The 26,289-nt window shown below is 72.9% G+C and carries 23 protein-coding genes; 10 read left to right on the forward strand and 13 right to left on the reverse strand.

The annotated features are described in order from the left end of the window. The first annotated feature begins 3 nt into the window (after positions 1 to 3). Positions 4 to 2,397, forward strand: coding sequence for an ABC transporter (locus ACFYZ4_RS04035; RefSeq protein WP_390782971.1), 2,394 nt, complete (start codon positions 4 to 6; stop codon positions 2,395 to 2,397). A 9-nt stretch (positions 2,398 to 2,406) separates the two neighbouring features. Here the strand turns inward: ACFYZ4_RS04035 and ACFYZ4_RS04040 are convergent, their stop codons facing one another. From ACFYZ4_RS04040 to ACFYZ4_RS04060, 5 genes are all read right to left on the reverse strand, one after another. Next, positions 2,407 to 3,360, reverse strand: coding sequence for an endonuclease/exonuclease/phosphatase family protein (locus tag ACFYZ4_RS04040; protein ID WP_390782972.1), 954 nt, complete (start codon positions 3,358 to 3,360; stop codon positions 2,407 to 2,409). Positions 3,361 to 3,464: 104 nt separating this feature from the next. Continuing rightward, the gene (locus ACFYZ4_RS04045) at positions 3,465 to 4,115 is read right to left on the reverse strand and encodes a hypothetical protein (RefSeq protein ID WP_351292947.1); all 651 of its coding nucleotides are present in this window, start codon (positions 4,113 to 4,115) and stop codon (positions 3,465 to 3,467) included. 151 nt (positions 4,116 to 4,266) lie between these two features. Further along, complete coding sequence (locus ACFYZ4_RS04050; protein ID WP_351588495.1) at positions 4,267 to 5,013, reverse strand: succinate dehydrogenase/fumarate reductase iron-sulfur subunit; 747 nt, start codon at positions 5,011 to 5,013, stop codon at positions 4,267 to 4,269. Then, a complete protein-coding gene (locus ACFYZ4_RS04055) occupies positions 5,010 to 6,962 on the reverse strand; it encodes a fumarate reductase/succinate dehydrogenase flavoprotein subunit (RefSeq protein ID WP_390782973.1) in 1,953 nt (650 codons plus the stop codon). Before ACFYZ4_RS04055 ends, ACFYZ4_RS04050 begins: the two co-directional genes overlap by 4 nt. 2 nt (positions 6,963 to 6,964) lie before the next feature. Further along, the gene (locus ACFYZ4_RS04060; protein ID WP_351292939.1) at positions 6,965 to 7,669 is read right to left on the reverse strand and encodes a succinate dehydrogenase; all 705 of its coding nucleotides are present in this window, start codon (positions 7,667 to 7,669) and stop codon (positions 6,965 to 6,967) included. A 95-nt stretch (positions 7,670 to 7,764) separates the two neighbouring features. Between ACFYZ4_RS04060 and ACFYZ4_RS04065 the strand changes: the two genes are divergently transcribed. Beyond that, complete coding sequence (locus tag ACFYZ4_RS04065) at positions 7,765 to 8,643, forward strand: LysR family transcriptional regulator (RefSeq protein ID WP_030723146.1); 879 nt, start codon at positions 7,765 to 7,767, stop codon at positions 8,641 to 8,643. Between the two features lie 84 nt (positions 8,644 to 8,727). Here ACFYZ4_RS04065 and ACFYZ4_RS04070 read toward each other — a convergent pair whose 3' ends face one another. Continuing rightward, positions 8,728 to 9,372 (reverse strand): TetR family transcriptional regulator, encoded by a 645-nt coding sequence (locus tag ACFYZ4_RS04070; protein ID WP_351292937.1) that lies wholly within the window; start codon positions 9,370 to 9,372, stop codon positions 8,728 to 8,730. A 105-nt stretch (positions 9,373 to 9,477) separates the two neighbouring features. Here ACFYZ4_RS04070 and ACFYZ4_RS04075 point away from each other — a divergent pair, with 105 nt between their 5' ends. Further along, entirely contained in the window at positions 9,478 to 10,569 is a 1,092-nt protein-coding gene (locus tag ACFYZ4_RS04075; protein ID WP_351292935.1) for an FAD-dependent oxidoreductase, read from the forward strand. A gap of 231 nt (positions 10,570 to 10,800) precedes the next feature. On the opposite strand, the gene ACFYZ4_RS04080 is transcribed toward ACFYZ4_RS04075, so the two are convergent. Both ACFYZ4_RS04080 and ACFYZ4_RS04085 read right to left on the reverse strand, forming a co-directional pair. After that, complete coding sequence (locus tag ACFYZ4_RS04080) at positions 10,801 to 12,990, reverse strand: EAL domain-containing protein (RefSeq protein ID WP_351292933.1); 2,190 nt, start codon at positions 12,988 to 12,990, stop codon at positions 10,801 to 10,803. 65 nt (positions 12,991 to 13,055) lie between these two features. Further along, on the reverse strand, positions 13,056 to 13,886 hold the full coding sequence (locus ACFYZ4_RS04085; RefSeq protein ID WP_351293009.1) for an SAM-dependent methyltransferase: 831 nt from the start codon (positions 13,884 to 13,886) through the stop codon (positions 13,056 to 13,058). 874 nt (positions 13,887 to 14,760) lie between these two features. On the opposite strand from ACFYZ4_RS04085, the gene ACFYZ4_RS04090 reads away from it, so the two are divergent. From ACFYZ4_RS04090 to ACFYZ4_RS04100, 3 genes are all read left to right on the forward strand, one after another. Further along, a complete protein-coding gene (locus ACFYZ4_RS04090) occupies positions 14,761 to 14,913 on the forward strand; it encodes a hypothetical protein (RefSeq protein ID WP_351588480.1) in 153 nt (50 codons plus the stop codon). 32 nt (positions 14,914 to 14,945) lie between these two features. Then, a complete protein-coding gene (locus tag ACFYZ4_RS04095) occupies positions 14,946 to 15,716 on the forward strand; it encodes a hypothetical protein (RefSeq protein WP_327418258.1) in 771 nt (256 codons plus the stop codon). 197 nt (positions 15,717 to 15,913) lie between these two features. Next, positions 15,914 to 16,522: a hypothetical protein gene (locus ACFYZ4_RS04100; RefSeq protein ID WP_390782974.1), complete on the forward strand. Its 609-nt coding sequence runs from the start codon at positions 15,914 to 15,916 to the stop codon at positions 16,520 to 16,522. 119 nt (positions 16,523 to 16,641) lie between these two features. Here the strand turns inward: ACFYZ4_RS04100 and ACFYZ4_RS04105 are convergent, their stop codons facing one another. After that, positions 16,642 to 17,160 (reverse strand): hypothetical protein, encoded by a 519-nt coding sequence (locus ACFYZ4_RS04105; protein ID WP_351300241.1) that lies wholly within the window; start codon positions 17,158 to 17,160, stop codon positions 16,642 to 16,644. 366 nt (positions 17,161 to 17,526) lie between these two features. On the opposite strand from ACFYZ4_RS04105, the gene ACFYZ4_RS04110 reads away from it, so the two are divergent. After that, entirely contained in the window at positions 17,527 to 18,189 is a 663-nt protein-coding gene (locus ACFYZ4_RS04110) for a class F sortase (protein WP_351300244.1), read from the forward strand. A 27-nt stretch (positions 18,190 to 18,216) separates the two neighbouring features. Here the strand turns inward: ACFYZ4_RS04110 and ACFYZ4_RS04115 are convergent, their stop codons facing one another. Both ACFYZ4_RS04115 and lysX read right to left on the reverse strand, forming a co-directional pair. After that, a complete protein-coding gene (locus ACFYZ4_RS04115) occupies positions 18,217 to 19,116 on the reverse strand; it encodes a polysaccharide deacetylase family protein (protein ID WP_351300247.1) in 900 nt (299 codons plus the stop codon). A gap of 91 nt (positions 19,117 to 19,207) precedes the next feature. Next, positions 19,208 to 22,510 (reverse strand): bifunctional lysylphosphatidylglycerol synthetase/lysine--tRNA ligase LysX, encoded by a 3,303-nt coding sequence (lysX, locus tag ACFYZ4_RS04120; RefSeq protein ID WP_390782975.1) that lies wholly within the window; start codon positions 22,508 to 22,510, stop codon positions 19,208 to 19,210. Between the two features lie 72 nt (positions 22,511 to 22,582). On the opposite strand from lysX, the gene ACFYZ4_RS04125 reads away from it, so the two are divergent. Then, positions 22,583 to 23,044: a universal stress protein gene (locus tag ACFYZ4_RS04125; protein ID WP_351300253.1), complete on the forward strand. Its 462-nt coding sequence runs from the start codon at positions 22,583 to 22,585 to the stop codon at positions 23,042 to 23,044. Positions 23,045 to 23,080: 36 nt separating this feature from the next. Here ACFYZ4_RS04125 and ACFYZ4_RS04130 read toward each other — a convergent pair whose 3' ends face one another. Beyond that, positions 23,081 to 24,268, reverse strand: coding sequence for a CapA family protein (locus ACFYZ4_RS04130; protein WP_390782976.1), 1,188 nt, complete (start codon positions 24,266 to 24,268; stop codon positions 23,081 to 23,083). Positions 24,269 to 24,620: 352 nt separating this feature from the next. On the opposite strand from ACFYZ4_RS04130, the gene ACFYZ4_RS04135 reads away from it, so the two are divergent. Both ACFYZ4_RS04135 and ACFYZ4_RS04140 read left to right on the forward strand, forming a co-directional pair. Beyond that, a complete protein-coding gene (locus tag ACFYZ4_RS04135; protein WP_351300259.1) occupies positions 24,621 to 25,160 on the forward strand; it encodes a sigma-70 family RNA polymerase sigma factor in 540 nt (179 codons plus the stop codon). Positions 25,161 to 25,403: 243 nt separating this feature from the next. Then, the gene (locus ACFYZ4_RS04140; protein WP_051837618.1) at positions 25,404 to 25,868 is read left to right on the forward strand and encodes a hypothetical protein; all 465 of its coding nucleotides are present in this window, start codon (positions 25,404 to 25,406) and stop codon (positions 25,866 to 25,868) included. Between the two features lie 6 nt (positions 25,869 to 25,874). Here the strand turns inward: ACFYZ4_RS04140 and ACFYZ4_RS04145 are convergent, their stop codons facing one another. Then, entirely contained in the window at positions 25,875 to 26,264 is a 390-nt protein-coding gene (locus ACFYZ4_RS04145) for a hypothetical protein (RefSeq protein ID WP_351300262.1), read from the reverse strand. Between the last annotated feature and the right edge of the window lie 25 nt (positions 26,265 to 26,289).

The raw sequence follows: 26,289 nt of genomic DNA on the forward strand, positions 1-26,289 counted from the left end.
CGAATGCACCAGTTCACCGATCCCCAGGCCCCCCGCGACCCCTTCGTACGGGTCCGGGGCGCCCGGGAGCACAATCTGCGCGGCGTCGACGTGGACATCCCGCGCGACGCGCTGACCGTGTTCACCGGGGTGTCCGGGTCCGGCAAGAGCTCGCTCGCCTTCGGCACGCTCTACGCCGAGGCCCAGCGCCGGTACTTCGAGTCGGTGGCCCCGTACGCCCGCCGGCTCATCCACCAGATCGGCGCCCCGAAGGTGGACTCCGTCACCGGGCTGCCGCCGGCCGTCTCGCTGGAGCAGCGCCGCTCCTCCCCCGGCTCGCGCTCCTCCGTCGGCACGGTGACCCTGCTGTCCAACTCCCTGCGGATGCTGTACTCCCGGGCCGGAACCTATCCCCCGGGTGCGCCGCGGCTGGATTCCGACGCATTCTCTCCCAACACCGCCTCCGGCGCCTGCCCTTCGTGTCACGGACTCGGCCGGATCCACCGCACCAGCGAGGAACTCCTCGTCCCCGAGCCCGACCTGTCGATCCGTCAGGGTGCCATCGCCGCCTGGCCCGGCGCGTGGCAGGGCAAGAACCTGCGGGACATCCTGGAGACGCTCGGCCACGATGTGGACCGGCCGTGGCGGGAGCTGCCCGCGAAGGACCGCGAATGGATCCTGTTCACCGAGGAGCAGCCGGTGGTGACCGTACACCCGGTGCGGGAGGCCGAGCGGATCCAACGGCCGTACCAGGGCACGTACATGAGCGCCCACCGCTACGTCATGCGGACCTTCGCCGACAGCAAGAGCGCCACGCTGCGGGCGCGCGCCGAGAGGTTCCTCGACGATTCGCCGTGTCCGGTGTGCGAGGGGCGGCGGCTGCGCCCGGAGGCACTGGCCGTGACCTTCGCGGGGTACGGCATCGCGGACCTGGCCGGGATGCCGCTGACCGACCTGGACGGCGTACTCGCCGCCGCCACCCTGGACGGGGAGGCCGCCCGGGTGCTCGCCGAGGACCTGCGTTCCCGGATCGGGCCGGTCACCGAGCTGGGGCTGGGCTATCTGAGCCTGGACCGGACCGCGCCGAGCCTCTCCGCGGGCGAGCTGCAGCGGCTGCGGCTGGCGACGCAGCTGCGGTCGGGGCTGTTCGGGGTGGTGTACGTGCTGGACGAGCCGTCGGCGGGCCTGCACCCGGCCGACACCGAGGCACTGCTCGGCGTACTCGACCGGCTGAAGGCGGCCGGGAACACCGTCTTCGTCGTGGAGCACCAGCTGGACGTGGTGCGGCACGCGGACTGGCTGGTGGACGTGGGTCCGCTGGCCGGGGAGCACGGCGGGCAGGTCCTCCACAGCGGGCCGCCGGCGGCCCTGGCCGGCGTGGCGGGGTCGGCGACGGCCCGGCACCTGTTCGCGGCGCAGGAGCCCGCCGGGGCGCCCCGGCCGGTGCGCACGGAGACCGGGTCGGTGCGCCTGACCGGGGTGGACCGGCACAACCTGCGGGGACTGGACGCGCGCTTCCCCCTGGGGGTGTTCACGGCCGTGACGGGGGTGTCCGGTTCGGGGAAGTCCACGCTGGTGGGGCAGGCACTGGCCCGGGAGGTCGGCGAGCGGCTCGCGGAGCCGGACTTTCCCGTACGGCGGCTCGTGGAGGTGGACCAGAAGCCGATCGGCCGGACCCCGCGGTCCAATCTGGCCACGTACACGGGCCTGTTCGACGTGGTGCGTCGGCTCTTCACGGCGGCGCCGGAAGCGAAGGCCCGCGGCTGGAAGGCGGGCCGGTTCTCCTTCAACGTGGCGGGCGGCCGGTGCGAGACCTGCCAGGGCGAGGGCTTCGTCTCGGTGGAGCTGCTGTTCCTGCCGAGTACGTACGCCCCGTGCCCCGACTGCGCCGGCGCGCGGTACAACGCCGAGACCCTGGAGGTCCGTTACGCGGGCCTGAACATCGCGGAGGTCCTCGCGCTGACGGTGGAGTCCGCGGCCGGGTTCTTCGCGGAGGTCCCGGCGGCGGCGCGGAGCCTGCGCGCACTGGAGGACATCGGGCTCGGCTACCTGCGGCTGGGGCAGCCGGCCACCGAGCTCTCGGGCGGCGAGGCACAGCGGATCAAGCTGGCCACGGAGCTGCAGCGGCTGCGCCGGGACCACACGCTGTACCTGCTGGACGAGCCGACGACGGGTCTGCATCCGGCCGATGTACGGGTGCTGCTGCAGCAGTTGCACGGGCTGGTGGACGCCGGGCACTCGGTGGTGGTCGTGGAGCACGACATGGAGGTGGTGGCGGGCGCGGACTGGGTGATCGACATGGGTCCGGGCGGCGGCACGGCGGGCGGCCGGGTCGTCGCGGAGGGCACCCCGGCGCAGGTGGCGGCGGCGGGCGGGGGCCGCACGGCGGCGTACCTGGCGCGGGCGCTCGGCGGGTAGGTGTGCCGGTCAGTTGGCGGTGGCCGAGACGCGCAGCCGGTTGTGGTCCGAGACGGCCGTGTCGAGGGGCAGGGCGTCGGCGCTCGCGGCCCCGAAGTGCGGGGCGCTGAAGAAGAGGTAGTCGAGCTTCTTCGCGCCGAAGGTCGTCTCGCCCGAACGGCACGCGGAGGTGGTGGCGGGCGGGCAGACGGCGGGGTCGAAGAACTCCGGGTCGCTCTCGTCGGCCTCGGTGAAGTCTCCGTGGGCGCCGTCGCCGCGTTCCGGCAGGTAGAAGCGGGACAGCGTGGCGGTGCGCGGGGAGTGGTTGAAGTCCCCGCCGAGGACGACGGCGAATCCGTCGTCCAGCCACCGGCGGGCCTGCTCCGCGAGTCGGTCGGCTTCGGGCACGGCGAGGGTCCCGTCGTCCCAGTAGAGGTGGACCGAGCAGGACCAGGTGGGCCGGTCCGCGAGGGAGGCCAGGGCGCAGGGCACGGTGATCGGTTCGCGTTCGCCGCCCACCGTCAGGTCGAGGTCGGCCGTGTCCGAGACCGGGCCGCGGACGAGGACGGCGTTCCCGTACGCGTGGCCCTCGCAGATGGCCGCGTTCCCGGCCGGCAGGGTGGCGGAGTAGAAGCCGCCGTAGCCGAGCGGGCCGAGGCGGTCGAGGAGCGCGCGGTACTGGTGCTCGCACACCTCCTGGAGGAAGAGCTGGTCGGCGCCCCAGCCCCCGGGGTCGGCCTCGGCGGCCACTTCCGCGATCCGGCGCCGCGCGTCGTACGGGGGGCCGGAGCACATGTTGCCGCAGATGTTGTAGCTGGTCAGCCGGACCGTGCCGGCGGCAGCGGCGGCGGCAGCCGCGGCGGTGCGGGTGTCGGTGGCCGGGGCAGGGGCCGCGGCCGCGGTGGGTCCGGGCCCGACGAGCAGGCAGAAGGCGGCGATGAGGGTGACGGCGAGGACGGCCAGGGCGGCAGGGGTTCGGCGCACACCCGTGATGCTTCCCGCGGCCACCGCCCCTACCCCAACGCGGGTTGAGCGCAAGGCAGATGCTCCCCACCGAGACCGCATGCGGACTACCGGGGCCCCAAGACCTACGCGTCCCCTGGCAGCAGGTGCTGCGGCAGTTCGCGGAAGCTCCACTGGCCCCGGCGGCGGGTGAACATCCAGACGAGGTCGTACCGGTCGGGCCAGGTCGCGGGGGTGCCGGGGACCTGGTGGGCGCCGAGGGCCCGGATCAGGCGGGGGACGCCGGTGTGTTCCCAGCAGACGAGTACGGGCATGGGCGCGGCCAACGCGGCCTGGACGAGCGCCGGTTCGGCTCCGAGGGCGAACTCCCGGCGGACCGGGGTGCGCAGCGCGGTGGACAGCGCCGTGACGGTCTGCCTGCACCGGGCGGGGGCGCCGTCCTTGCCGCCGGCCGCGAAGACCGCGGCGGGGCGGGGCAGCGAGGAGCCCTTGGCCGGCGGGAAGAGGCGCGGGAGCTGTTCGGCCCGGCGCCAGCCGCGGCCGGCCAGCGAGCCGGGGTCGTCCTCGCCCTCCTCGTCCCAGCCGGAGTCGCCGGCGTACGGCTTCTCCGCGTGCCGGATCACCATGATCAGGGCGTCCTTGGGTCCGGCCTGCGCGCCGGGGGCGGGGGTGCGGGGGTCTTCCCCGCCGGAGCAGCCGGCCGCGGTCAGCGGGGCGAGGGCGGCGGCCAGTACGGCTCGGCGGCGCGGTCCGGACCCGGCGGGGGCTTCTGGCATGGGGCCACTGTCCCCCATGGCCCGGGCGCCGCCGGGGCGCGGCGCGGGGTGGGCCGCGCCGGTCAGCCGATCGGCGCAGGGCCCGGCCCCGCCACCGCGTGGGAGGGGGTGGTGCGTCGCACCACCCGCCTGAGCAGTCAGCGGTGGGCGGTCAGCGGGGGCCCTTGCGCACCGCCCGCAGCCACTCCTTGTTCATCGCGGCGATCGACGGGAGCGGGATCCCCTTCGGGCAGGCCGTGGCGCATTCCCCGGTCAGGGTGCAGCCGCCGAAGCCCTCCTCGTCCATCCGGGCCACCATGTCCAGCACCCGGGTCTCCCGCTCCGGCGCGCCCTGCGGGAGCACGTTCAGGTGGTTGACCTTGGCGGAGGTGAAGAGCATCGCGGAGCCGTTGGGGCAGGCCGCCACGCAGGCGCCGCAGCCGATGCACTCGGCGTGCTCGAAGGCGAAGTCGGCGTCGGGCTTGGGCACGGCGGTGGCGTGCGCCTCGGGGGCGGCGCCGGTGGGGGCGGTGATGTAGCCGCCGGCCTGGATGATGCGGTCGAAGGCGCCGCGGTCGACGACGAGGTCCTTGACCACCGGGAAGGCCGCGGCCCGCCAGGGCTCGACGTCGATGGTGTCGCCATCAGTGAAGGACCGCATGTGCAGCTGGCAGGTGGTGGTGCGCTCGGGGCCGTGGGCGTCGCCGTTGATGACGAGACTGCACGCGCCGCAGATGCCCTCGCGGCAGTCGTGGTCGAAGGCGACCGGGTCCTCACCGCGCAGGATGAGGTCCTCGTTGAGGGTGTCGAGCATCTCCAGGAAGGACATGTCCTCGGAGATCCCGTCGACCTCGTACGAGGCCATGTGGCCGGGGGCGTCGGCGCCGCGCTGGCGCCAGACGCGCAGGGTGAGCTTCATGCGTAGCTCCGCTGGGTGGGGTGGACGTACTCGAAGACGAGGTCTTCCTTGTGCAGGACGGGGGCGGCGCCGGTGCCCTGGTACTCCCAGGCGGCGGCGTAGCCGAACTCCTCGTCGCGGCGGGCGGCCTCGCCGTCCGGGTTCTGGGACTCCTCGCGGAAGTGGCCTCCGCAGGATTCGGCGCGGTGGAGGGCGTCGAGGCACATCAGCTCGGCGAGTTCGAGGTAGTCGACGACGCGGTTGGCCTTCTCCAGCGACTGGTTGAACTCCTCTCCTCTGCCCGGGACCTTGATGCGCTGCCAGAACTCCTCGCGGATCTCCGGGATCCGGGCGAGGGCCTTGCGCAGCCCTTCCTCGGTGCGGGACATGCCGCAGTACTCCCACATCAGCTCGCCGATCTCGCGGTGGAAGGAGTCCGGGGTGCGGTCCCCGTCCACGGCGAGCAGCTTGGCGAGGCAGTCGCGGACCTCCCGTACGGCGGCGGCGGCCTCGGGGTGGGTGTCGTCGACGGCGTCCTGGTGCGGGTGGCGCGCCAGGTAGTCGTTGATGGTGGAGGGGAGCACGAAGTAGCCGTCGCCGAGGCCCTGCATCAGGGCGGAGGCGCCGAGGCGGTTGGCGCCGTGGTCGGAGAAGTTGGCCTCGCCGATCGCGAACAGGCCGGGGACGGTGGTCTGGAGGTCGTAGTCGACCCACAGTCCGCCCATCGTGTAGTGCACGGCGGGGTAGATCCGCATGGGGACCTCGTACGGGTTCTCCGCGGTGATCCGCTCGTACATGTCGAAGAGGTTGCCGTACTTCTCGGCGACCTTGTCGCGGCCCATGCGGCGGATGGCGTCGGCGAAGTCGAGGTAGACGCCCTGGCCGCCGGGGCCGACGCCGCGGCCCTCGTCGCACACGTTCTTGGCGGCGCGGGAGGCGATGTCGCGGGGCACGAGGTTGCCGAAGGAGGGGTAGATCCGCTCCAGGTAGTAGTCGCGCTCCGCTTCCGGGATCTCGGCCGCGGGGCGGGTGTCGCCCTTGGCCTTGGGGACCCAGATGCGGCCGTCGTTGCGGAGGGACTCGCTCATCAGGGTGAGCTTGGACTGGTGGTCGCCGGTGCGCGGGATGCAGGTGGGGTGGATCTGGGTGAAGCAGGGGTTGGCGAAGTACGCGCCGCGCCGGTGCGCCCGCCAGACGGCCGTCGCGTTGGAGTTCATGGCGTTGGTGGAGAGGTAGAAGACGTTGCCGTAGCCGCCGCTCGCCAGGACCACCGCGTCCGCGTAGTGGGTGGAGATCCCGCCGGTGACCAGGTCGCGGGCCACGATGCCGCGGGCCACTCCATCGACGACGATCAGGTCGAGCATCTCGGTGCGGGCGTGCATCTCGACGTTGCCCGCGGCGATCTGCCGGGAGAGGGCCTGGTAGGCGCCGAGGAGGAGCTGCTGGCCCGTCTGCCCGCGGGCGTAGAAGGTGCGGGACACCTGGACGCCGCCGAAGGAGCGGGTGTCGAGGAGGCCCCCGTACTCGCGGGCGAAGGGGACGCCCTGGGCCACGCACTGGTCGATGATCTCGACGGAGATCTGGGCGAGGCGGTGCACGTTGGACTCGCGGGCGCGGAAGTCGCCGCCCTTGACGGTGTCGTAGAAGAGGCGGTGCACGGAGTCGCCGTCGTTGCGGTAGTTCTTGGCGGCGTTGATGCCGCCCTGGGCGGCGATGGAGTGGGCCCGGCGCGGGGAGTCGGAGAAGCAGAACTGGACGACGTGGTAGCCCTGTTCGGCGAGGGTGGCGCCGGCCGCGCCGCCCGCGAGGCCGGTGCCGACCACGATGACGGTGTGCTTGCGGCGGTTGGCCGGGTTGACGAGCTTGGCCTCGAAGCGGCGGCGGTCCCAGCGGTCGGCGATCGGACCTTCGGGGGCCTTGGTGTCGGCGACGGGCTCGCCTTCGGTGTAGTGGGCGTAGTCGTTGCTCATGGTCAGCTCACCACTCCGGTCATGACGGCGACGGGCACGGAGACGAAGCCCGCGAAGAGGACGAGGGCCAGGGCGTTGGCCAGGGACTTCAGCGTCCGGTCGCGCCGGGCGTTGCCGGCTCCGAGGGTCTGGGCGGCGCTCCAGAATCCGTGCCGGATGTGCAGGCCGAGGGCGGCCATGGCCACGATGTAGATGGTGTTCCCGTACCAGGTGGAGAAGGTCGCGAGGACGTTCTCGTACGGGTGGCCCGCCCAGGCGCGCTCGTTGACGGTGAGCGTGGTGAGGTCGAGCAGGTGCCAGACGATGAAGAGGCCCAGGATGATGCCGCCCCAGCGCATGGTGCGGGTCGCGTAGCTCGCGCGGCGACGCTTGTGGGCGTACTTCACCGGGCGGGCCTTGATGTCGCGGCGGCTGAGCTGGTAGGCGGACACGGCGTGCGCGACGACCGCGGCGAGGAGCGCGACGCGGACGATCCACAGGGCCCACTCGTGGTGGAGGAAGGGCGAGCCGAGGGTGCGCAGCCAGTGGGCGTAGCCGTTGAACTCGTCCGCCCCGAAGAAGATCTTGAGGTTGCCGAGCATGTGCACGACGAGGTAGCCGAGCATGATCAGGCCGGAGACGGCCATCACGGACTTCTTGCCGACGGAGGAGTCCCAGAGTGTGCGCGTGGTGGACGGCCGTCGATCCGTCCGCGTTGCCAAAGCCATGTCCTCGACGGTAGGGACCGAGGTCCCGAAAGGTCCAAGACATGGAGGAGCTCAATTCGATAGGTATTGTCTATGTACGGCGTTACGCTGGGCTGATGCAGTTCCAGCAGCTCCTCTACTTCGTGGCCGTCGCCGAGACCCGGCACTTCACCCGGGCCGCGGAGCGGGTGCACGTGGCCCAGCCCTCGCTCTCCCAGCAGATCAAGGCGCTCGAACGGGAACTGGGCGCCGAGCTCTTCAGCCGGGCACGGGGCAACATCGCGCTCACCGACGCGGGCGAGACGCTGCTGCCGCTGGCCCGGCGGATCCTGGCGGACGCGGACACCGCGCGGCTGGAGGTGCAGGAACTGGCGCAGCTGCGGCGCGGGCGGGTCCGGCTGGGCGCCACCCCGAGCGTGTGCACGGGCCTGCTCCCGGACGTGCTGCGCGCCTTCCACGCCGCGCATCCGGGGATCGAGCTGCTGATCGAGGAGAGCGGTTCGCTGGACCTCGTACGGGAACTCGCGCGCGGGGCCCTGGACCTCGCCCTGATCGCGCTGCCGCTGCCGCCGTCGGCTCCGGCCCTGACCACGGTGGAACTGCTGACGGAGGACCTGGTGGTGGTCTCGTCGACGGAGCGGCCGGCTCCGGGCGGGGGCGGCGAGCTGACCATACGGGGCCTGCGCGACGAGCCGATGGTGATGTTCCGGCACGGCTACGACCTGCGGGAGCTCACGGTGACGGCGTGCCGCGCGGAGGGCTTCGAGCCGGTCTTCACCGTGGAGGGCGGCGAGATGGACGCGGTCCTGGGCTTCGTCCGGGCGGGGCTCGGCATCGCGGTGGTCCCGGCGATGGTGGTGGACCGTGCCGGTCCCGGTCTGCGGGCGACCCCACTGGCCGGGTCTCCGCTGCGCCGCACGGTGGCCCTGGCCCACCGCACCGACGTGGCTCCCCCGCGCGCGGCCCGCGAACTGAAGCGGATGCTGGTGGGCTGACCGCGCGGGGGCCGGGGCCATCACTGGGCTCCGGACGGGGCATGACCGGACTGTGGCCGGGCTGGAGCAGGGGTATGGGCAGGGCTAGGGCTGCGGTATGGGCAGGGCCTTGTCGAGGCCTTCGGCGAGCATCCCGAAGGCCTCGTCGGCATCGGCCACCGCGGCCGGGTGGGCCTCGTCGGCGCTCTGCCCGGCTTCGATCCGCCGCCAGTTCACCCGGCCCAGCTCGTGACGGACCGCCACCAGGTGCATCGCCGCCAGGCGGGCGGCGAGCGGGGGCACCGCCTCCGCCTCCAGTCCGGCCGCAAGCAGCTCCACCTCGCGGTCGGTGTAGCGGCTCAGCCGGTTCTGCAGGCCGGCGGTGCTGTAGATCAACTGCTGGAAGGCCACCACGTTCGGGTGGTCGCACAGCCCGGTGATCGGGTCCCGCTCGGCCAGGGCCGCCAGGAAGTGCGCGTGCACCGCACCCACCGGCGTGCGGCCCCGGGGCCGCTCGCACACGATGCGCGCCACCTCGTCCTGATGATCGGCGAACCGGTCGAGCAGCAGGTCCTCCTTGCTCGGGAAGTACCGGAAGAGCGTGGGCTTGGAGACCTCGGCCGCGGCGGCGACGTCCGCCACCGACACGGCGTCGAAGCCCCGTTCCAGGAAGAGCTCCAGCGCCGTCGCCGCCAGTCGGTGACGCGTACGGAGCTTCTTGTTCTCGCGCAGACCCGTCGTGTTCTCCATGCACACAACGTAGCACGGATTTGTGACCGAGTTATTTTTTTAACCGGGTTGCTTTTTCTGTCGGGAGCCGCTTTCCTTGAGACATCGACGAGGAGAGGACATCCCATGGCCGACGTACTGATCGCCGGATCCGGTCCCACCGGACTGACGCTCGCCTGCGACCTCGCACTGCGCGGATTCGCCGTGCGCGTCATCGACCGGCGCACCGCTCCGCACCGCGAGTCCCGGGGCAAGGGGCTGCTGCCGGGCAGCCTCGACGTCTTCCGGGAGCTCGGCGTGCTCGACACCCTGGCCGCCATCGGCAGCAGGAGCGTGGTCCTGCGCAAGTACTTCGACCGGGAACACATCAACGACACCCCCACCACCGGCGGCCTGCTGATCGGGCAGTGGCAGATCGAAGCGGCCCTGCGCGACAGGCTCGCCGGGCTGGGGGTGCGGGTCGAATACGGATCGGAGCTCGCCGGGATCACCCAGGACGAGTCCGGGGTGCGCGCGAAGCTGGCCGACGGCACCGCGATCGGGGCCCGCCATCTCGCCGGGTGCGACGGCGGGCACAGCACCACCCGCAGGCTGCTCGGCATCCCCTTCGAGGGGAGCGGCCAGGAGGAGCCCGCGATGGTCATCGGCGACGTCCGGGCACCCGGGCTCAGCCGGGACGTCTGGCACCAGTGGTTCAGCTCGGACGGCACCGGAATACTGCTCTGCCCCATGCCGGGAACGGACAGCTTTCAACTCCAGGCCTCCCCCGAGCAGGACGAGCACGGCGAACTGCTGCCGCCCTCGCTGGAGAGCTTCCAGCGGATCTTCGACCGGCACGCCGACCTGCCGGGGATCCGGCTCGCGGATCCCACCTGGCTCTCCTCCTGGCGGGTCAACGCCCGGATGGCCACGCGGATGCGGGAGGGCCGGGCCTTCCTCGCCGGGGATGCGGCGCACGTGCAGCCCATAGCCGGCGGGCTGGGCATGAACACCGGCATCCAGGACGCGGCCGCCCTCGGCCGGACGCTGGCTGCCGCGCTCACCACGCCCGGCGGTGACGAGGTGCTCGACGCGTACGAGTCGGAGCGGCTGCCGGTGGCCGCCGACGTCCTGGCCGACACGGCGGAGCGGTACAAGCGGGTCATGGAGGCCGTCCGGACCCCCGGCCGCGGGACGGAGGTCGGCCTGGACCGGAGCGAGCCGCCCGCCGGAGCCTGAGGCGGCCCCGGCCGGCACCGAGCCCGGACTCGCGGCGCCTGGCCCGGACTCCCGACCCTTGGCCCGGGCTCGCGGTGCCTGGCTCGAACTCCCGATCCTTGGACCGGACTCGTGGCCCTTGGCACGGACTCATGGCCCCTGGCACGGACTCGTGGCCGTTGGACCGGATTCCCGGCGCCGGGAATCCGAGGCCGTGGCGCCCGGCCCTCCCCGCGGTCCGTGGAGGAGACGTCAGGAAGGCGTGGGCACCGCGTCCGAGAGGGAGAGGGCATGGATGCGGTCGGGGGCTCCTGGGCGGGCGTAGTACCAGCCCTGGGCGGTGTCGCAGCCGAGGGCGCGCAGCTGGGCGGCCTGGGCTCCGGTCTCCACGCCCTCGACCGTGACGGCGAGTTCGAGGCTGTGGGCGAGGGCGACGATCCCCTCCACGATCTTGACGTCGACCGGGTTGGCGGGCTGCTGCTGCATCCCCTGGGTGAAGGAGCGGTCGAGCTTGAGGACGCTGACGGGCAGGCGCCGCAGATTGGCGAGGTTCGAGTAGCCGGTGCCGAAGTCGTCGAGGGCGATGTCCACGCCCAGGGCGGCGAGCCGGCGCAGCGGCTCCAGGAGTTCGTCGTCGGCTCCTATCAGGGCCGATTCGGTGACCTCCAGGCACAGGGCGCCCGGGGCGAGCCCGGACTTCTCCAGCACCGCGACGGTGTCGGCGACGAGGCCGGGGTGGTGCAGCTGGGTCGGCGAGAGGTTGACGTTGACCCGCAGGGCCGAGCCGCCGTTCTGGCCCTGCCAGATCCGGGCCTGGCGGACGGACTCCTCCAGCACCCAGCGGCCGAGCGGCACGATCAGGCCGGTGCGTTCGGCGAGCGGGATGAAGCGGTCCGGGCCGAGCACCCCGTACTGCGGGTGCGCCCAGCGCACCAGGGCCTCGGCCCCGCGGACGCTGCCGTCGCGCATGTGGACCAGCGGCTGGTACTCGATGAAGAACTCGCCGCGTTCCAGCGCCGCCGGCAGGGCGTTGGTCAGGCCGTGGCGGGTGATCGCGCGGGCGTCGGCCTCGGCGTCGGCGAATTCGAAGCGGTTGCCGCCGGCCGCCTTGGCCCGGTACATCGTGATGTCGGCGCTGCGCAGCACCTCCGCGGGGGTGCGTTCCTTGGCCGGGCCCTCGACGATCCCGATGCTGCCCCGGACCGTCAGTTCCCGGCCCTCCAGCCGGATCGGGGTGGACAGGGCGGAGAGGATGCGGACGGCGAGGTCGGTCACCTTCTGCTCGGTGTCGGGGCCGGTGGTCAGGGCGACGAACTCGTCGCCGCCGAGCCGGGCGACGACCTCGCCGGGGCCGGTCGCGCAGCTCTGCAGCCGGTCGGCGACCTCCACCAGCAGCCGGTCCCCCGCCGAGTGCCCGAGGCTGTCGTTGACCGCCTTGAAGCCGTCGAGGTCCAGGTAGCACAGGCCGTAGCGGCTGCCGCCGGCGCCGCTGAGGGCCTTTTCGAGCCGCTCGAAGAACAGCGTCCGGTTGGGCAGTCCGGTGAGGGCGTCGTGGGTGGCCTCGTAGCGCAGGCGCAGGTTCAGCAGCCGGCGTTCGGTGGTGTCCTCCATCAGCGCCAGCTGGTACTGCGGCTTCCCGTCGGCGTCGCGCAGCAGCGACACCGTCAGGTTGGTCCAGAGGACGGTGCCGTCGTGCCGGTAGTACGGCTTCTCCACGCGGTAGCTCTCGCGCTCGCCGCGCACCAGTTCCCCGTACATCCGCCAGACGTGCGGGGTGTCGTCGGGGTGGCCCCACTCGCTGACGTTGCGGCTGCGGACGTGGCCTTCCAGGCCGCCGAACATCTGCAGGAGCGTGTCGTTGACCTCCAGGACGTTCCCGTCGAGGTCGGCGATGCCGATGCCGACGGCCGCGCCCTCGAAGACGGCCCGGAAGCGCTCCTCGCTCGCGTGCAGGGCCTGCTGTGCATCGGTGCGGGCGGTCAGCGCGGAGCGGGCGATGGCCTCCTGCTCCCGGAGGGTGCGCTCGCGCAGGGCCCGGGCGTATCCGGCCGCGATGCCGTGCTGGAGCCGGGCGCAGCGCGCGTGGTATTCGGCGGTGGCCTCCGCGCCGGAGCCTTCGAGTCCGTCCGGACCGCAGTAGAGCACCAGGTACGACTCGATCACGCCGAGGGTGCCGGCCAGGGCCTCGGGGTCGGTGCAGTGCACGGCGACGAGGTCGGCTCCCACGCGGTGGGCGACGGCGGCGTCGAAGGGCCGGGCGTGCAGGGCCTCGGTGAGCGTCCGGGTGAGCGGCACCAGGTGCAGCTCGAACTCGGGGCGGGTCAGCGAGGTCGCCGTGACCGGGAAGATCGCCCGGCCCCAGATGGTCGCGAAGCGGGCGATCCGGTCCTCGATGCCGCCGTGCGGCGCCGCGGCGGGACCGGCGGCCGGTGCCGCGGCCACTGGGGCCGGTGTGACGGCGGGCACCACGGCAGCGTCCGGCGCGCCCGCGGTCTGTGCCGGAAGTCTCACGCCTTGCGTCCCACTCCGCCGAAGCCCGAAAAGGCATAGGGGTCTTCCGGTGTCTCGCCCTCCGCCTCGCCGCCGGGTCCGTCCGGCCGCCAGTCGGGCATGGAGACCAGTCCGGGCTCCAGCAGCTCGAAGCCGTCGAAGAACCGGCCGATCTGCTCGCCGGTGCGCATGACGAGCGGGTTGCGGATGTCCCGGTAGACGTCGACGACGCCGCCCGCGACCTCCTCCGTCAGCGGGATCCCCTCGTACGAGGCGTGCGTGAGGATCAGCAGGCTGCCGGGGGCCAGCGCCTCGCGCAGTCCGGCGACGGCGGCGTACGGGTCGTCCGAGTCCTCCAGGAAGTGCAGGACGGCGACGAGCAGCAGGGCCACCGGGCGGTCGAAGTCGATCAGCCGGCCGACCTCGGGGGCGGCCAGGATCTCCTTCGGCTTGCGCAGGTCGGCGGCGACGATGTCGGTGCGGTCGTCGTCGCCGAGGACGGCGCGGCTGTGCGCGACGGCCACCGGGTCGTGGTCGACGTAGACCACGTGCGCCTCGGGGCTGGCGGCCTGGGCGACCTCGTGGACATTGCCGAAGGTGGGGATGCCGGAGCCGATGTCGAGGAACTGCGTGACGCCCTCGGCGACGGCGTGCCGGACGGCGCGGCGCATGAATGCCCGGTTCGCCTGCATGATCTTGGGCAGTCCCGGCATGAATTCCATGGCGCGGCGGGCCGCCTGGCGGTCGACCTCGAAATTGTGGGACCCGCCCAGGTAGTAATCGTAGATGCGGGACACGCTCGGCACCGATATGTCGATGCCTGGCGGGGCCCAGGCCGGGCGCTCCATCGGGGTCTCCAAGCGTTGTTCCTGCGGTGGTCCGTCCGAGGTCGGACTCCTGTCCGAGCCGAATGTACTGATCATTGCCCAACAGGGCGAGCAAAAGCGGAAATTGGCGATCCGTTCTTCGTCACACACCAAAGGCGCCCGGCATGCCCCGCAGGGCGAATGACCGGTACCGACAAATCCCTTTTGGGAATTGACCGGTGCGTGATCGGGATCGCCGCAGGACCGGCCCGCAACTGGCTCAAACCTCTCGGGTCACCAGTCCACCCGTTCAGGCGAACCGGGGGCCGAGCCTCGCGTGCGCGGGCGCGCGCGGGCCCATGCTCCCGGGGTGAACAGAGCCTGTGCCCAGCGCCTGCTGGCGGTCCCGGTCCTGCTGTGGGCGGCCTTGTCCGCCACACCGGCCGTGGCTGATAGCTGCGCCTACGCGACCACCTGCTCGGGGGACGGCGCGACCGCCACCGCGGTGGTCGCGGTGGCCGGCGGCAGCAGCCGCGGAGGCGGCCCGGGTGGCGGACATCACGGCGACGACCGCGGCTCCGGCCACGGAAGGGGCCGTGGCGGGGACCACGGCGGGGGCCATCACGGTGGTCCCCCTTGCCCGCCGCCACCGCCCCCTCCACCGTGCCCGCCGAAGCCGCCGCCACCGCCTCCGCCCCCTCCACCACCACCTCCGCCGCCGCCCACGCCGCCGCCCCCTCCACCACCGCCACCGCCACCCAAGCCCACGCCCGCCCCGCCCCCGAAGCCCACGCCGCCGCCCAAGCCGGCGCCCAAACCCGTACCCAAGCCCGTCCTGCCCCCACCGCCCCCGCCGAAACCGGCGCCCCCGCCGCCCCGCGCGGTCACGGTGCCCACACCGCCCCCGCCCGCCCCCGTGGTGACACCTCCGCCGCCGAAGGTGGTGGCCCGCCCGGCGTACCACGCACCGGCCCGCAAACCGGCCGAACACCACATCTCGCCGGTGACCTTCACCCTGCTGACCGCGGCTCCCGCGGTGCTCGCGATCGTCGCGCTGCGCCCGCGTTGACCCGCCCCACCTGAAACCGATCGGGAGTCATCTTGTCGGAATGGCTCGTCCTGTCCCTCGCGATGGCCGCGGCCTGTGCCGTGGTGCTGTCCATCGCCTTCTTCAACCACCGCAGGATCGGCGAGGACGACGATCCGAACGAAACCCCGGACGTCATCGAATACATGACGATGATGATCGGCGTGATCTACGCGATCGTGCTGGGCCTGGCGATCGCCGGTGTCTGGGAGGGCCGCGGCGCCGCCCAGGAGTACGTGCGCCAGGAGGCGCAGGCCCTGCACGAGATCAGTGTCCGCTCCGAGGTCTACCCGGCCGAGGTGCGCAAGAAGATCCGGTCCGACGTCGACGCGTACGTGACGTACGTGGTGGACACCGAGTGGAAGGAGATGGCCGACCACGGCGACCTCACGGACCGCGGCGGGGAGCTGCTGGAACGTATCCGCCGGGACGTCACCGACTACGAGCCGCAGACCGACCACGAGGGGCAGGCGTACCAGCCGCTGGTCGACCAGGTCGCGGTGGCGGACGACGCCCGCAGTGCGCGCGGCCAGAGCGCGGGGGCGACCATGCCGGGAGTGGTGTGGTTCGGGCTGATCGCGGGCGCCCTGGTGACGGTGGGTCTGATCTTCACGCTGCAGATCAGGCGGTCGTTCCGGGAGCTGCTGCTGGCCGGCCTGTTCAGTGCGCTCATCGCGTTCCTGCTGTTCCTGATCTGGGACTTCGACGCGCCCTTCGGGCGGGGCATCGCGGCCACCGCCGAGCCCTTCCTCGCGCAGTTCCCGCACCTGGACCTCGGCGGCTGACGGCCGCCCGGCGAACCGGCCCGGCAAACCGGGGACGGGCCTCCCGTCCCCGGTTCGGCCTACGGCCATGCCCCATTCGCCCGTTCCTGATCGCGGGTCACCGCAGGCGGACCTAGCGTGGCGGACATCGAGGCGCACGACCCCCCACGTGCGGAAACCGTTCCGCGGCTGCTCCTCGGGGATCCGGAGACTCAAGCATGGGTGCGATACGCAGCTCCGCCATCGTCCTGCTCAGCGCCGGCGCCACGGGCGCCGTACTCGCGCTCGGCGCCCTCGGCGCGTCCGCCGCGACCCCGGCCGGGGCCGGGGCCCGCCAGGTGACCTCGTTCGGCTTCACGCTCACCCCCTCCACCGTGGCCCCCGGCGGCCAGACGGTGCTCGCGGTCAGCGGCTGCAACTCCGCCTACTCCACCGCCTCCTCCGGGGTCTTCGACACCGTGAGCATCGCGCGCGGGCAGACCGCACGGGTCACCGTGGACCGGGACGCCCGGCGCGGGGCCGTCTACTCCGTCTCCTTCACCTGCAACGGGGAGACCGGCTCGGCCGACCTGACGATCGCCGGCGGCACGACCCGGCCGACCACGAGTTCCACGCGGACCGCCACCGCCACCGCGATCGCCCCGCGGACCAGCACCCCCACGAACGCCACGGCCGCCGGTTCCGCCCGCGGTGTGCGCGGCGGCCTCGGCGGCAGTGTGGCCGGCATGGATCCGGTGGAGTTCGGCGCGGGCGCCGGCCTCTTCCTCACCGCCGCGGGCGGTGCCGCGTACGCACTGCGCCGCAGGGGCTCCGGCCGAGGCCACTGAAGAACCCGCCCGTGTTCCCCGCTGCCGCCGGTCGCCCCGGGCCCGGGCGAGGGCTGGGGGTGACCGGCGGCAGCGGGGAACACGGGCGGGGCACCACACCCGACCGGAAGGGCGTCCGGTCAGGCCCGGCTGCGGAGCGGACGGCGGCGGCGCATCACGTGGGCCCCCGCGCCGAGCGCCGCGGTGCCGACGAGGCCCGCGCCGATGGCGGTCTCGGCGGTGGACGGGCCGAAGGATCCGCCGATGCCGCCCTGCGAGGGGTTGCCTTCGAGGATCGTGAAGCGGTGCGTGGCGACCAGGGGGTTGTCGTTGCACCGGACCGACAGCGTGTGGTGGCCGGGCGAGGCGTGGTTGAAGATCCGGACGTTCGCGAAGCCGATCGACCCGGCGGACAGGTTGGCCGGCGGAAAGTTCCCGGGCGAGGAGACGGTACCGCCGTGTCCGCAGCCGGACGCGCTCACCTGCATCGTGGATCCCTGGTGCACGGAGTACGGGTTGACGGAGATGTTGCCGGGGCCGTTCCCACCCCCATTCCCACCCCGGCCCCCGGGGTCCTGGTTCGCCGAGGCGAGTGGGGCACTGAGGCCGATCACGGCGCAGGCTGCCGCCGTCACGGTAAGAGCGCGCAAGACACGCATGGTGGAACCTCCAGCGGGAAGCGCCCCGGAGCGTCCGCCCCGGATGATCGACGAGTACGCCTCCCACGTCGAACCTTCCGATCGCCCCGCAAGCTCCGCATTTCCGGCTTTGGGCCGCCCGGTTGAGCGACACGCCGAAGCGCGGACGGCACAGCTGACGGATCCGCAGGTCACGACCCGTCAGGCATTTATGTGACGATTACCTGGATGGACGCACCCCTTCCGGCCCCCTCCGGGGCCGCGGCCACCCGTTCGCACCTCCCCCCTCGCCGTCCCGCCCGGTCGCCCTTAGCGTGCGTGAAGCAGGGCGTACTAGGGGCGGGACAGGAACGCGGGTCGGGACCCCCGCGTCGGGAAGGGAGAACGATGGGCGAGGACGAGACCGGGCAGTCACGCAAACGCTCACCGTGGGGCGTACTCGCCCTGGTCATGCTCACCGGCCTCGCCATGGTGCGGAACGGGGTGGACATCGACGGCGGACCGCCCCAGCCCACCGCGGCCTCGGCCGTGGCGGTGACGGCCGACCAGCTGCCGGCGAACCCGCCGGTGGCGCCCGCGGGCATGGAGGTGCTGGAGCACTCGTCGGTGCAGCGCATCCGGATCCCCACGATCAACGTGGACGCGCCGGTGATGACGGTCGGACTGGACGCGGAGGGCTGGATCGACGCCCCGCCGCCCCAGGACCGCAATCTCGCCGGCTGGTACCTCAACGGCATCTCGCCGGGCCAGCGCGGCTCGGCGGTGATCGTGGGGCACGTGGACAACGCGCAGGGCCCGGCGGTCTTCTACGGCCTCGGCTCGGTCAAGCCCGGCAACCGCATCGAGGTGCAGCGGTACGACGGGCGCACGGCCGTGTTCGAGGTCTACGGCGTGGAGGTGTTCTCCAAGGAGGCCTTCCCCGGAGCCCGGGTGTACGGGGACACCGGGCACCCGGAACTCCGGGTGATCACGTGCGGCGGCGGCTACTCGAAGGCCCGCGGCTACGACGGCAACGTGGTCGTCTTCGCCCGCATGGTGGAGGCCCGCTGAGCGGTCGCCCGCCGGGGAGCGGGCCGCTCAGCGGGGCGGCAGCGTCGGCAGGGTCATCCGGTGGCCCCGTGCCAGCAGTTGGGGCAGGTAGGAGGAGATCGCCTGGACGCTCTGCGAGCGGTTGCCGCCCGCGTCGTGCGACAGGACGATCACGCCGGGGCCCGCGCCGCCGAGGACCCGGGAGATGATCGTGCCCGTCCCCGGCTCCTTCCAGTCCAGGGTGTCCACGGTCCAGGCGAGCGGCTCCATGCCCAGCTCGGCCCCGATCTCGAAGGCGGCCCGGTTCCACGCCCCGTACGGCGCCCGGAACCACACCGGTGCCTCGCCTACGGTCTGCTGTACGACCTCGCTCGTGCGGCCGATCTCGGAGGCGAGGGCGGGCCGGCTGAGCTTGGGGATCTGCGGGTGGGTCCAGGTGTGGTTGCCGATGACGTGTCCTTCGGCGACCATCCGGCGCAGCAGGTCCGGGTGCTCCGCGGCCATCTCCCCGCAGACGAAGAACATGGCGCGCACGCCGTACCGGGCGAGGGTGTCGAGGATGCCCGGCGTGTAGCGGGGGTCGGGGCCGTCGTCGAAGGTGAGCACCATGGAACTCGCGTTGCTCGCGTCGGCCGGGAGCTCCAGGATGGGCCGGGTCCGGACGGCCGGCTTCACGGCGGCGGGCCGGGCCGGTGCGTCGGAGGTCATGGGGCGCAGCCGGTAGGCCTTCTCGGGCAGCCCCTGGGGGAAGGCGGCCCCGGGTGCTCCCGCCGCGGGATTCGGCCCCGGCCCGGCGGCGCCCGGCGCACCCCCGGCACCGCCCGCCCCGGGCGTACCGGGCGTTGCGCCCTCGCCGCCCGAGACCAGTCCGGCGGCGGCCGCGACTCCGAGGAAGACGGCGGTACGCAGGAGCGCGCGCCGCCCTACTGTCGGCTCGTCATTTTTCATTATTACTACGTATCAACGACATCGCCGCAGATGTCGAGAGGCGCGGACGCGCCCCGTCCCCGTCACCCGCCCGGACCAGCCGGGCGGCCGGTCAGCCGCGCCGCACCAGGGGGAACGGGAGCGTCTCGCGGATCGTCAGGCCCGTGAGGAACATGACCAGGCGGTCCACGCCGATGCCCAGGCCGCCGGTCGGCGGCATCGCGTACTCCAGGGCGTCCAGGAAGTCGTTGTCGAGCTCCATGGCCTCCGGGTCGCCGCCCGCCGCGAGCAGGGACTGGGCGGTGAGCCGGCGCCGCTGCTCGACGGGGTCGGTCAGCTCCGAGTACGCGGTGCCCAGTTCGGTTCCGAAGGCGACCAGGTCCCAGCGCTCGGCGAGCCGCGGGTCCTTGCGGTGCTGGCGGGTGAGCGGGGAGACGTCGGTGGGGAAGTCCTTGTAGAAGGTGGGCAGTTCGGTCTTCTCCTCGACCAGCCGTTCGTACATCTCCAGGACCACGTCGCCGCGGGTGTCCTCGGGGGCGTGCGGCACGCCGGCCCGGTCGCACAGCCGGCGCAGTACGGGTTCCGCGGTGTCGGCGTCGACCTCCTCGCCGAGGGCCTCGCTGATGGCTCCGTACATGGTCTTGACCGGCCAGGGCCCGGAGATGTCGTGGACGACGAGCTTCCCGTCCGGTCCCGCCTTGTGGGCGATCGGGGAGCCGAAGGCGGCGGTGGCGGCGCCCTGGATCAGTTCGCGCGCGAGGTCGAGCATCACGTCGTAGTCGGCGAAGGCCTGGTAGGCCTCCAGCATGGTGAATTCGGGGTTGTGCTTGTAGGAGACGCCTTCGTTGCGGAAGGTGCGGCCCATCTCGAAGACCTTTTCCATGCCGCCGACGCAGAGCCGCTTGAGGTACAGCTCGGGCGCGATGCGCAGGTACAGGTCGAGGTCGTAGGCGTTGATGTGGGTGCGGAAGGGCCGGGCGTTGGCGCCGCCGTGGATCTGCTGGAGCATCGGGGTCTCGACCTCCAGGTAGCCGCGCTCCAGCAGCCCCTGGCGCAGGGCTTGGACGGCGCTGGAGCGGGCCCGTACGACGTCGCGGGCCTCGGGGCTCGCGACGAGGTCGAGGTAGCGGCGCCGGACCCGGGCCTCGGGGTCGGCGAGGCCCTTGCGCTTGTCGGGCAGGGGGCGCAGGCACTTGCCGGTGAGCTGCCAGGAGCGGACCACGAGGGAGGGCTCGCCGGCCTTGCTGGCACCGGCCTCGCCGCCGACCAGGACCTGGTCGCCGAAGTCGACCTGGGAGGTGAAGGAGTCGAGGACCTCGCTGCCGGACTCGTCGCGGGTGAGCATCAGCTGCACGTCGCCGGACCAGTCGCGCAGGACGGCGAAGACCACGCCGCCGAGGTCGCGGACGACCATCACGCGCCCGGCGAGGGTGGCCTGCTCGCCGGACCGGGCGCCGGGCGCGAGAGCGGGGAGGGCGGCTTTCAGCTGGGCGACGGTGTGGGTGCGCGGGCGGATCCCCACCGGGTAGGGGTCGATGCCGGCGGCCCGGAGGCGGTCCAGTTTGGCGTGGCGGACGCGGACCTGCTCGGGCAGCCGCTCGGCCGGCACTGCCGGCCCCTCCTGCTCCACCGCGTCCAGGCCGAGGGATTCGATGGAGGGCAGTCCCTCGGTGGAGGCGATGTTGGTGAGGCCCTTGGGGTGGCCGTTGCCCCACAGGGTGCGCAGGCTGGGTACGGAGACGAAGCCCTCGGCGATGCCGGAGGCGAGGCTGACCCGGGCGAGCGAGCCGGCGTCCTGGTAGCAGAGGAACCGCGGGTACCACTCGGGGCCGTACTTGACGTTCGAGCGGTACAGCGCCTCCAGCTGCCACCAGCGGGAGAAGAACAGCAGGAGCTTGCGCCACAGCTTGAGGACGGGTCCGGCGCCGATCCGGCCGCCCTCCTCGAAGGCGGACCGGAAGACGGCGAAGTTCAGGGAGATCCGCCGGACGCCCAGGCCCGGGGCCGCGGCGCACAGCTGGGCGACCATGAACTCCATGACCCCGTTCGGGGCGGCGCGGTCGCGGCGCATGAGGTCGAGGGAGATGCCGTCCCTGCCCCAGGGGACGAAGGAGAGCAGGGCGATCAGTTCGCCCTGGGCGTCGAAGGCCTCGACGAGCAGGCAGTCTCCGTCGGCGCGGTCGCCGAGCCGGTCCAGGGCCATGGAGAAGCCGCGTTCGGTTTCGGTGTCCCGCCAGCGGTCGGCCCGGTCGACGATGGTCTGCATCTCGTCCTCGGAGAGGGCCGAGTGACGGCGGATGAGGGTGGTGGCGCCGGTCCGCTTGACCCGGTTGACGGCCTGGCGGGTGACGCGCATGTCCCGGCCGTCGAGGTCGAAGTGGGCCACCTGCAGGATGGCCTCGTCGCCGAGCTGGAGGGCGCTGAGTCCGGAGCGGGCGTAGGCGGTGGCGCCGTCCTCGGAGGCGCCCATGACGGCAGGCTGCCAGCCGTAGCGGCGGGCCACGGCCAGCCAGGCGTCGACGGCCGGGGTCCAGGCGGCGGGGTCGCCCACCGGGTCCCCGCTGGCGAGGCAGACGCCGGCCTCGACGCGGTAGGTGACGGCGGCCTTGCCGTTGGGGGCGAAGACGACGGCCTTGTCGCGCCGGGTGGCGAAGTAGCCGAGGGAGTCGTTGCGTCCGTAGGCGCCGAGGAGGGCGCGGATGCGGGGTTCCTCGTCCCCGTGCAGGGCGGCGGTCAGCCGCTGGGAGCGGAAGAGGGTGGCGGCCGCGTTCAGCAGGGCGAGGGCGCCGAAGAGGCCGAGCAGGAAGTACAGCGGGCGGGGCGGGCTGCCGTCGAACTGGCGGGCCGAGAAGAGGCCGCCGAAGACCTCCTTGGCGGCCCAGTCCAGCCACTGGCCCCGGGGCAGCGTGCCGGGGAAGAGGGCGACGAGTCCCCAGCCCACGAGGACGGCGGCGAGCAGGCCGAGGCCCAGCACGAGCAGGGCGTGCCACAGCGCTCCGGGCCGGGAGGCGGCGTAGAACTCGTCGCGGGCGGCGATCAGCACGGCCGTCGCGGCGACGGCGATGGCCATGGAGGGGATGCCGATCCAGTAGTCGCCGACGGCCATGTCCAGTACGTCGTCGAGCATCAGCAGGGCCAGATAGGTGATGACGATCCACCAGGCGACCTTCTTGCGGGTGCCGAGGGCCGCGGCGAGGAGGAAGAGGAACACGGCGTAGGCGAGGTTCGCGCTGACCGGGACGACGATCAGGTCGAGGAAGCGCACGACGGGCCGCAGGAGCCGCCGCAGCGCCGGGGAGAGCGAGAGCAGCGCGCACAGCAGGCCGAGCGCCCCGAAGAACGCCCCGAACCCGTCGGGCACCCGGTTCAGGAAGCGGTTCCGGGTCCCGCGCGTCTCCTCCACGGTGGCACTCATGGTTCGCACTGTAGGGAGGGCCGCGCGGGTGCGCGCGCCGAGCGGAACGGGGCATCGCCTAACCTCGGCAGGGTGACGGAGCACGTGAACACGGGATTCGAACGCGGTACCGACGGACCGAAGGTGATCCTGGCCGGGGTCGACGGGTCCGACTCCTCGCTGCGGGCGGCGGCCTACGCGGCGGGGCTGGCCCGGCGGCAGAACGCGCTGCTGGCGCTGGTGTACGTCCAGCCGGTGATGCCGGCCGGGGCCGCCCTGGGGGCGCCGGTGGCCGACACCACCGGGGAGATCGCGGAGGGGCTGGTGGCCGAGATCCGCGCGTCCGCGGAACGGCTCAAGGGCATCTACGAGGTGCGCTGGCAGTTCCACACCTTCCGCGGCGACCCGTACGCCGGGCTGGTGAGCGCGGCGGAGGAGCTGATGGCGGACGCGGTGGTGGTCGGCGCCTCCGAGCAGGCGGGGCACCGCATCGTGGGCTCGGTGGCGATCCGCCTGGTCCGGGCGGGCCGCTGGCCGGTGACCGTCGTCCCGTAGGGCCGGGGCCCGGGCACTACCGGGCGCTACTGGGCGCTACTGGGCGAGGGTGAGGCCGTCCTTGGCGGCGCCGCGGCTGAGGACGGCCTCGATGATCTCGTCGCGGGCGCTCTCGTGGTCGTCGCGGTCCGAGGGCCGCGCGAGGTCGACGACCCGGCCGGCGGACAGGTCCATCATCTGCGGCACGAACTCGGCCTTGGTGACCTGCCAGCGCTGCCCCTCGGCGGCCGGCGGGGCGAAGGTGAAGCGGCCGATCGAGCCGTAGTTGCCCCGCATGTCCCGGGCGCCCGTGTAGTTGAACATCTCGCCCGCGACCTGGTCGCCCATGCCGTAGATGATCCAGGTCCCGTTGACCTTCTCGTAGGGCTGCGGGATGTGCGCGTGCGTGCCGAGGATCAGGTCGATGTCCGGCCGGCCGCCGGTCTGCGAGGCGGTCAGCGCCTTGCCGAGCGAGAGCTGGGTCTCGTCCGGCTCGGTCTGCCATTCCGTGCCCCAGTGCACGCTCACCAGCACCACGTCCGCGCCCGCCTTCCGGGCGGCCCGCGCATCCGCGACGATCTTGTCCTGCTTCATCAGGTTGACCGCCCAGGGCTGGCCCTCGGGCAGCGGGTAGCCGTTGGTGTCGTAGGTGTACGCGAGGTGCGCGACCTTGGCGGAGCCCGCCGTGTACGTGGTGACCGTGGCCGCCTCGGCCGCCGTACGGGCCGAGCCGGCGTGCTTCAGCCCGACCTTGTCGAAGCGGTCCAGGGTGCGGCGCAGCCCCGCGGCCCCGTCGTCGAGGGTGTGGTTCGAGGCGGTCGAGCAGCCGTCGTACCCGGCGTCCTTCAGCCCGTCGGCGACCTCCGGCGGGGACTTGAAGGCCGGGTAGCCGGAGAACGGACCGCCTTCCTCCCCGTAGATGGTCTCCATGTGGCAGAGGGCCAGGTCGGCCGCGGAGACCACGGACTTGACGCCGGAGAACATCGGCCTGAAGTCGTGGCCGTCGCCGTCCGCGTCGTTCGACGCGCGCTGGATGACGGAGGTGTGCGGCAGTACGTCTCCGCTCGCGACCAGGGTGAAGCCCTTGCCGGCCGGGGCGCCGGCGGCGCTGGAGGGGGGCCGTCCGGCGCTCTCGCCGAGGCGGGCGGGTGCGGGGTCGCCGGTGCCCGAGCATCCGGCGGCGGCCGCGGACAGGACGAGGGCCGACAGGAGGGCGACCGCCTGGGGCCGGGTTCGCTTGGTCATCTACCCAGCTCTCATTAGTACGACTATCTGATATCCGATCACCTGCAATCCATAGAAGTAGACGCCGCAAGTCAAGGAACGGATCCGGACACGGGCACCGGGCCCACCCCAATGGCGGACACCGGCGGCGCCGCCTGCCGTTCGCCGCGCCGTTCGACCGTTCACCGCCCGGCACGGCCGCCCGGCGGACGACCCGGGTGCTTGGGCGCATCGCCCGGGCGGGACGGTTCCCGGGCGGCTCCCCGCAGGTCAGGGTGGACGAAACGCCTCCGCTACGGACCCCGTACGGACCCCTGCCGGACCCCTGTACGGACCCCTGTCGGACCCCCACGCACCTCGGAAGGAGCCCCTCGTGCCGCTCTCCCCCGCCCTCCCGCACACGGACCCCGAGGCGCTGGCCGAACTCCAGCGCGACCACGGGCGGGCCCTGTTCGGATTCCTGCTGGGCCTCACCGCCGGCGACGCCCAGCGCGCGGAGGACCTCGTACAGGAGACCCTCGTACGGGTCTGGCAGCACCCTGAGGCCCTGGCGAGCGGGCACGACTCGATGCGGCCGTGGCTGTTCACGGTGGCCCGGCGGCTCGCCATCGACGCCCGCCGGGCCCGGCTGTCCCGGCCGCTGGAGGTGGACGCGGAGGGGCTGGAGCAGGCGCCGGCGCCCGAGGACGCGGTGGCCGGGTCGGTCACGGCGATCGACGTCCGGCGGGCCGTGGGGTCCCTGGGGCAGGAGCACCGCGAGGTGCTGATGCAGGTCTACTTCCGGGACCGGTCGGTGGCGGAGGCCGCCGCCGAGCTCGGCATCCCGGCCGGCACCGTCAAGTCCCGTACGCACTACGCCCTCCGCGCCCTCCGCAAGGGCCTCCAGGGGTACGGCTACGGCCTCGGAGCCTGAGCTTCCGGCACCCGGGGACATCCGGGCAAGGGACCCGGGAACGCCGTGAAGGGGCGCGGACCGGACAAAAAACGCACGGAATTGGGCATCAGAGCGTCCAAGTTGCGTAAACATCCCCCGCTCGGCGAGCCGCTCGGTGAAGGCTCGGGCTGACGACGACGGGATGCTCGAAGCGTGAGAGAAGGTGGAACGGTGCAGCCCGAGGGTACGAACGGCACCAGTGACGGCGGGCTCGCGGTGCCCATGGCCTGGCTCTACGCCGAGTACATCGCGGACGAACTGCTGCGTACCGGCCGGCTGATCCCGGTCAGCACCCTGGAGTTCCGGGCCGGACGCGACACGCTCGCCCTGACGATCTACCTCTCGGACGCCGCCGGCGAGCTCTCCGGGATCCGGGTGGTCTCGCAGCTCGACGAGTGGATGTCACTGACGGCGTACGGACACCCCTGGCGCGACTGGGTGCACACGCGGTTCCTCGCGCTGGGCGAGGAGGCCAGGGAGCGCGGCCGCGGCGAGGATCCCGACCTGGAGCTGGCCCGGGCGGCGTGGCGCTGGCTGGACCGCACCGAGCTCTTCGCCACCAACCTCGACCCCGGGCGGCACGGCCACGCCGACACCCCGCCCGGACTGGACGAGAACGCGCGGGTGTGGACCCCCGCCTGGCAACTCGGACTGCCGCTGGGCCACTTGGCGATGCACCTGTTCTGACGGCCCCTACGGGGACCGTTCGGCCGGGTCGGTCACCAGCCCGGTGAAATCGGCCTCGTTGCGCTCCGCCCGGGTGACGTACCACCGGGCGATGAGCCACATCACCGGATACACCAGCAGCCCGAGCGCCACCCACACCAGCGGCCCCGACGCGGCCCTCGGCAGCACGAACACCAGCGGCAGCGTCCCGACGAGCAGCGCGAGCGCGGCCACCGCCCCCAGTCCGGCGCGCAGCTGACTGCGCATCAGTGCCCGTACGTAGGTGGCCCCGAGGGTGGTGTGCTCGGAGATCTCCGAACGGGCCGGGGCGTGCGCGGGCGGCCGGCGGCGGGCGCCCCGGGGCACCCCGGTGACGATCTCGCGCCGGGGGCGCGGCTGCGGCTGCTCCTCGGCCATGGCGTGGGAGTCTACGCAGCACCCC

This window comes from Streptomyces sp. NPDC001513, from assembly GCF_042894695.1.
Classification (GTDB): domain Bacteria; phylum Actinomycetota; class Actinomycetes; order Streptomycetales; family Streptomycetaceae; genus Streptomyces.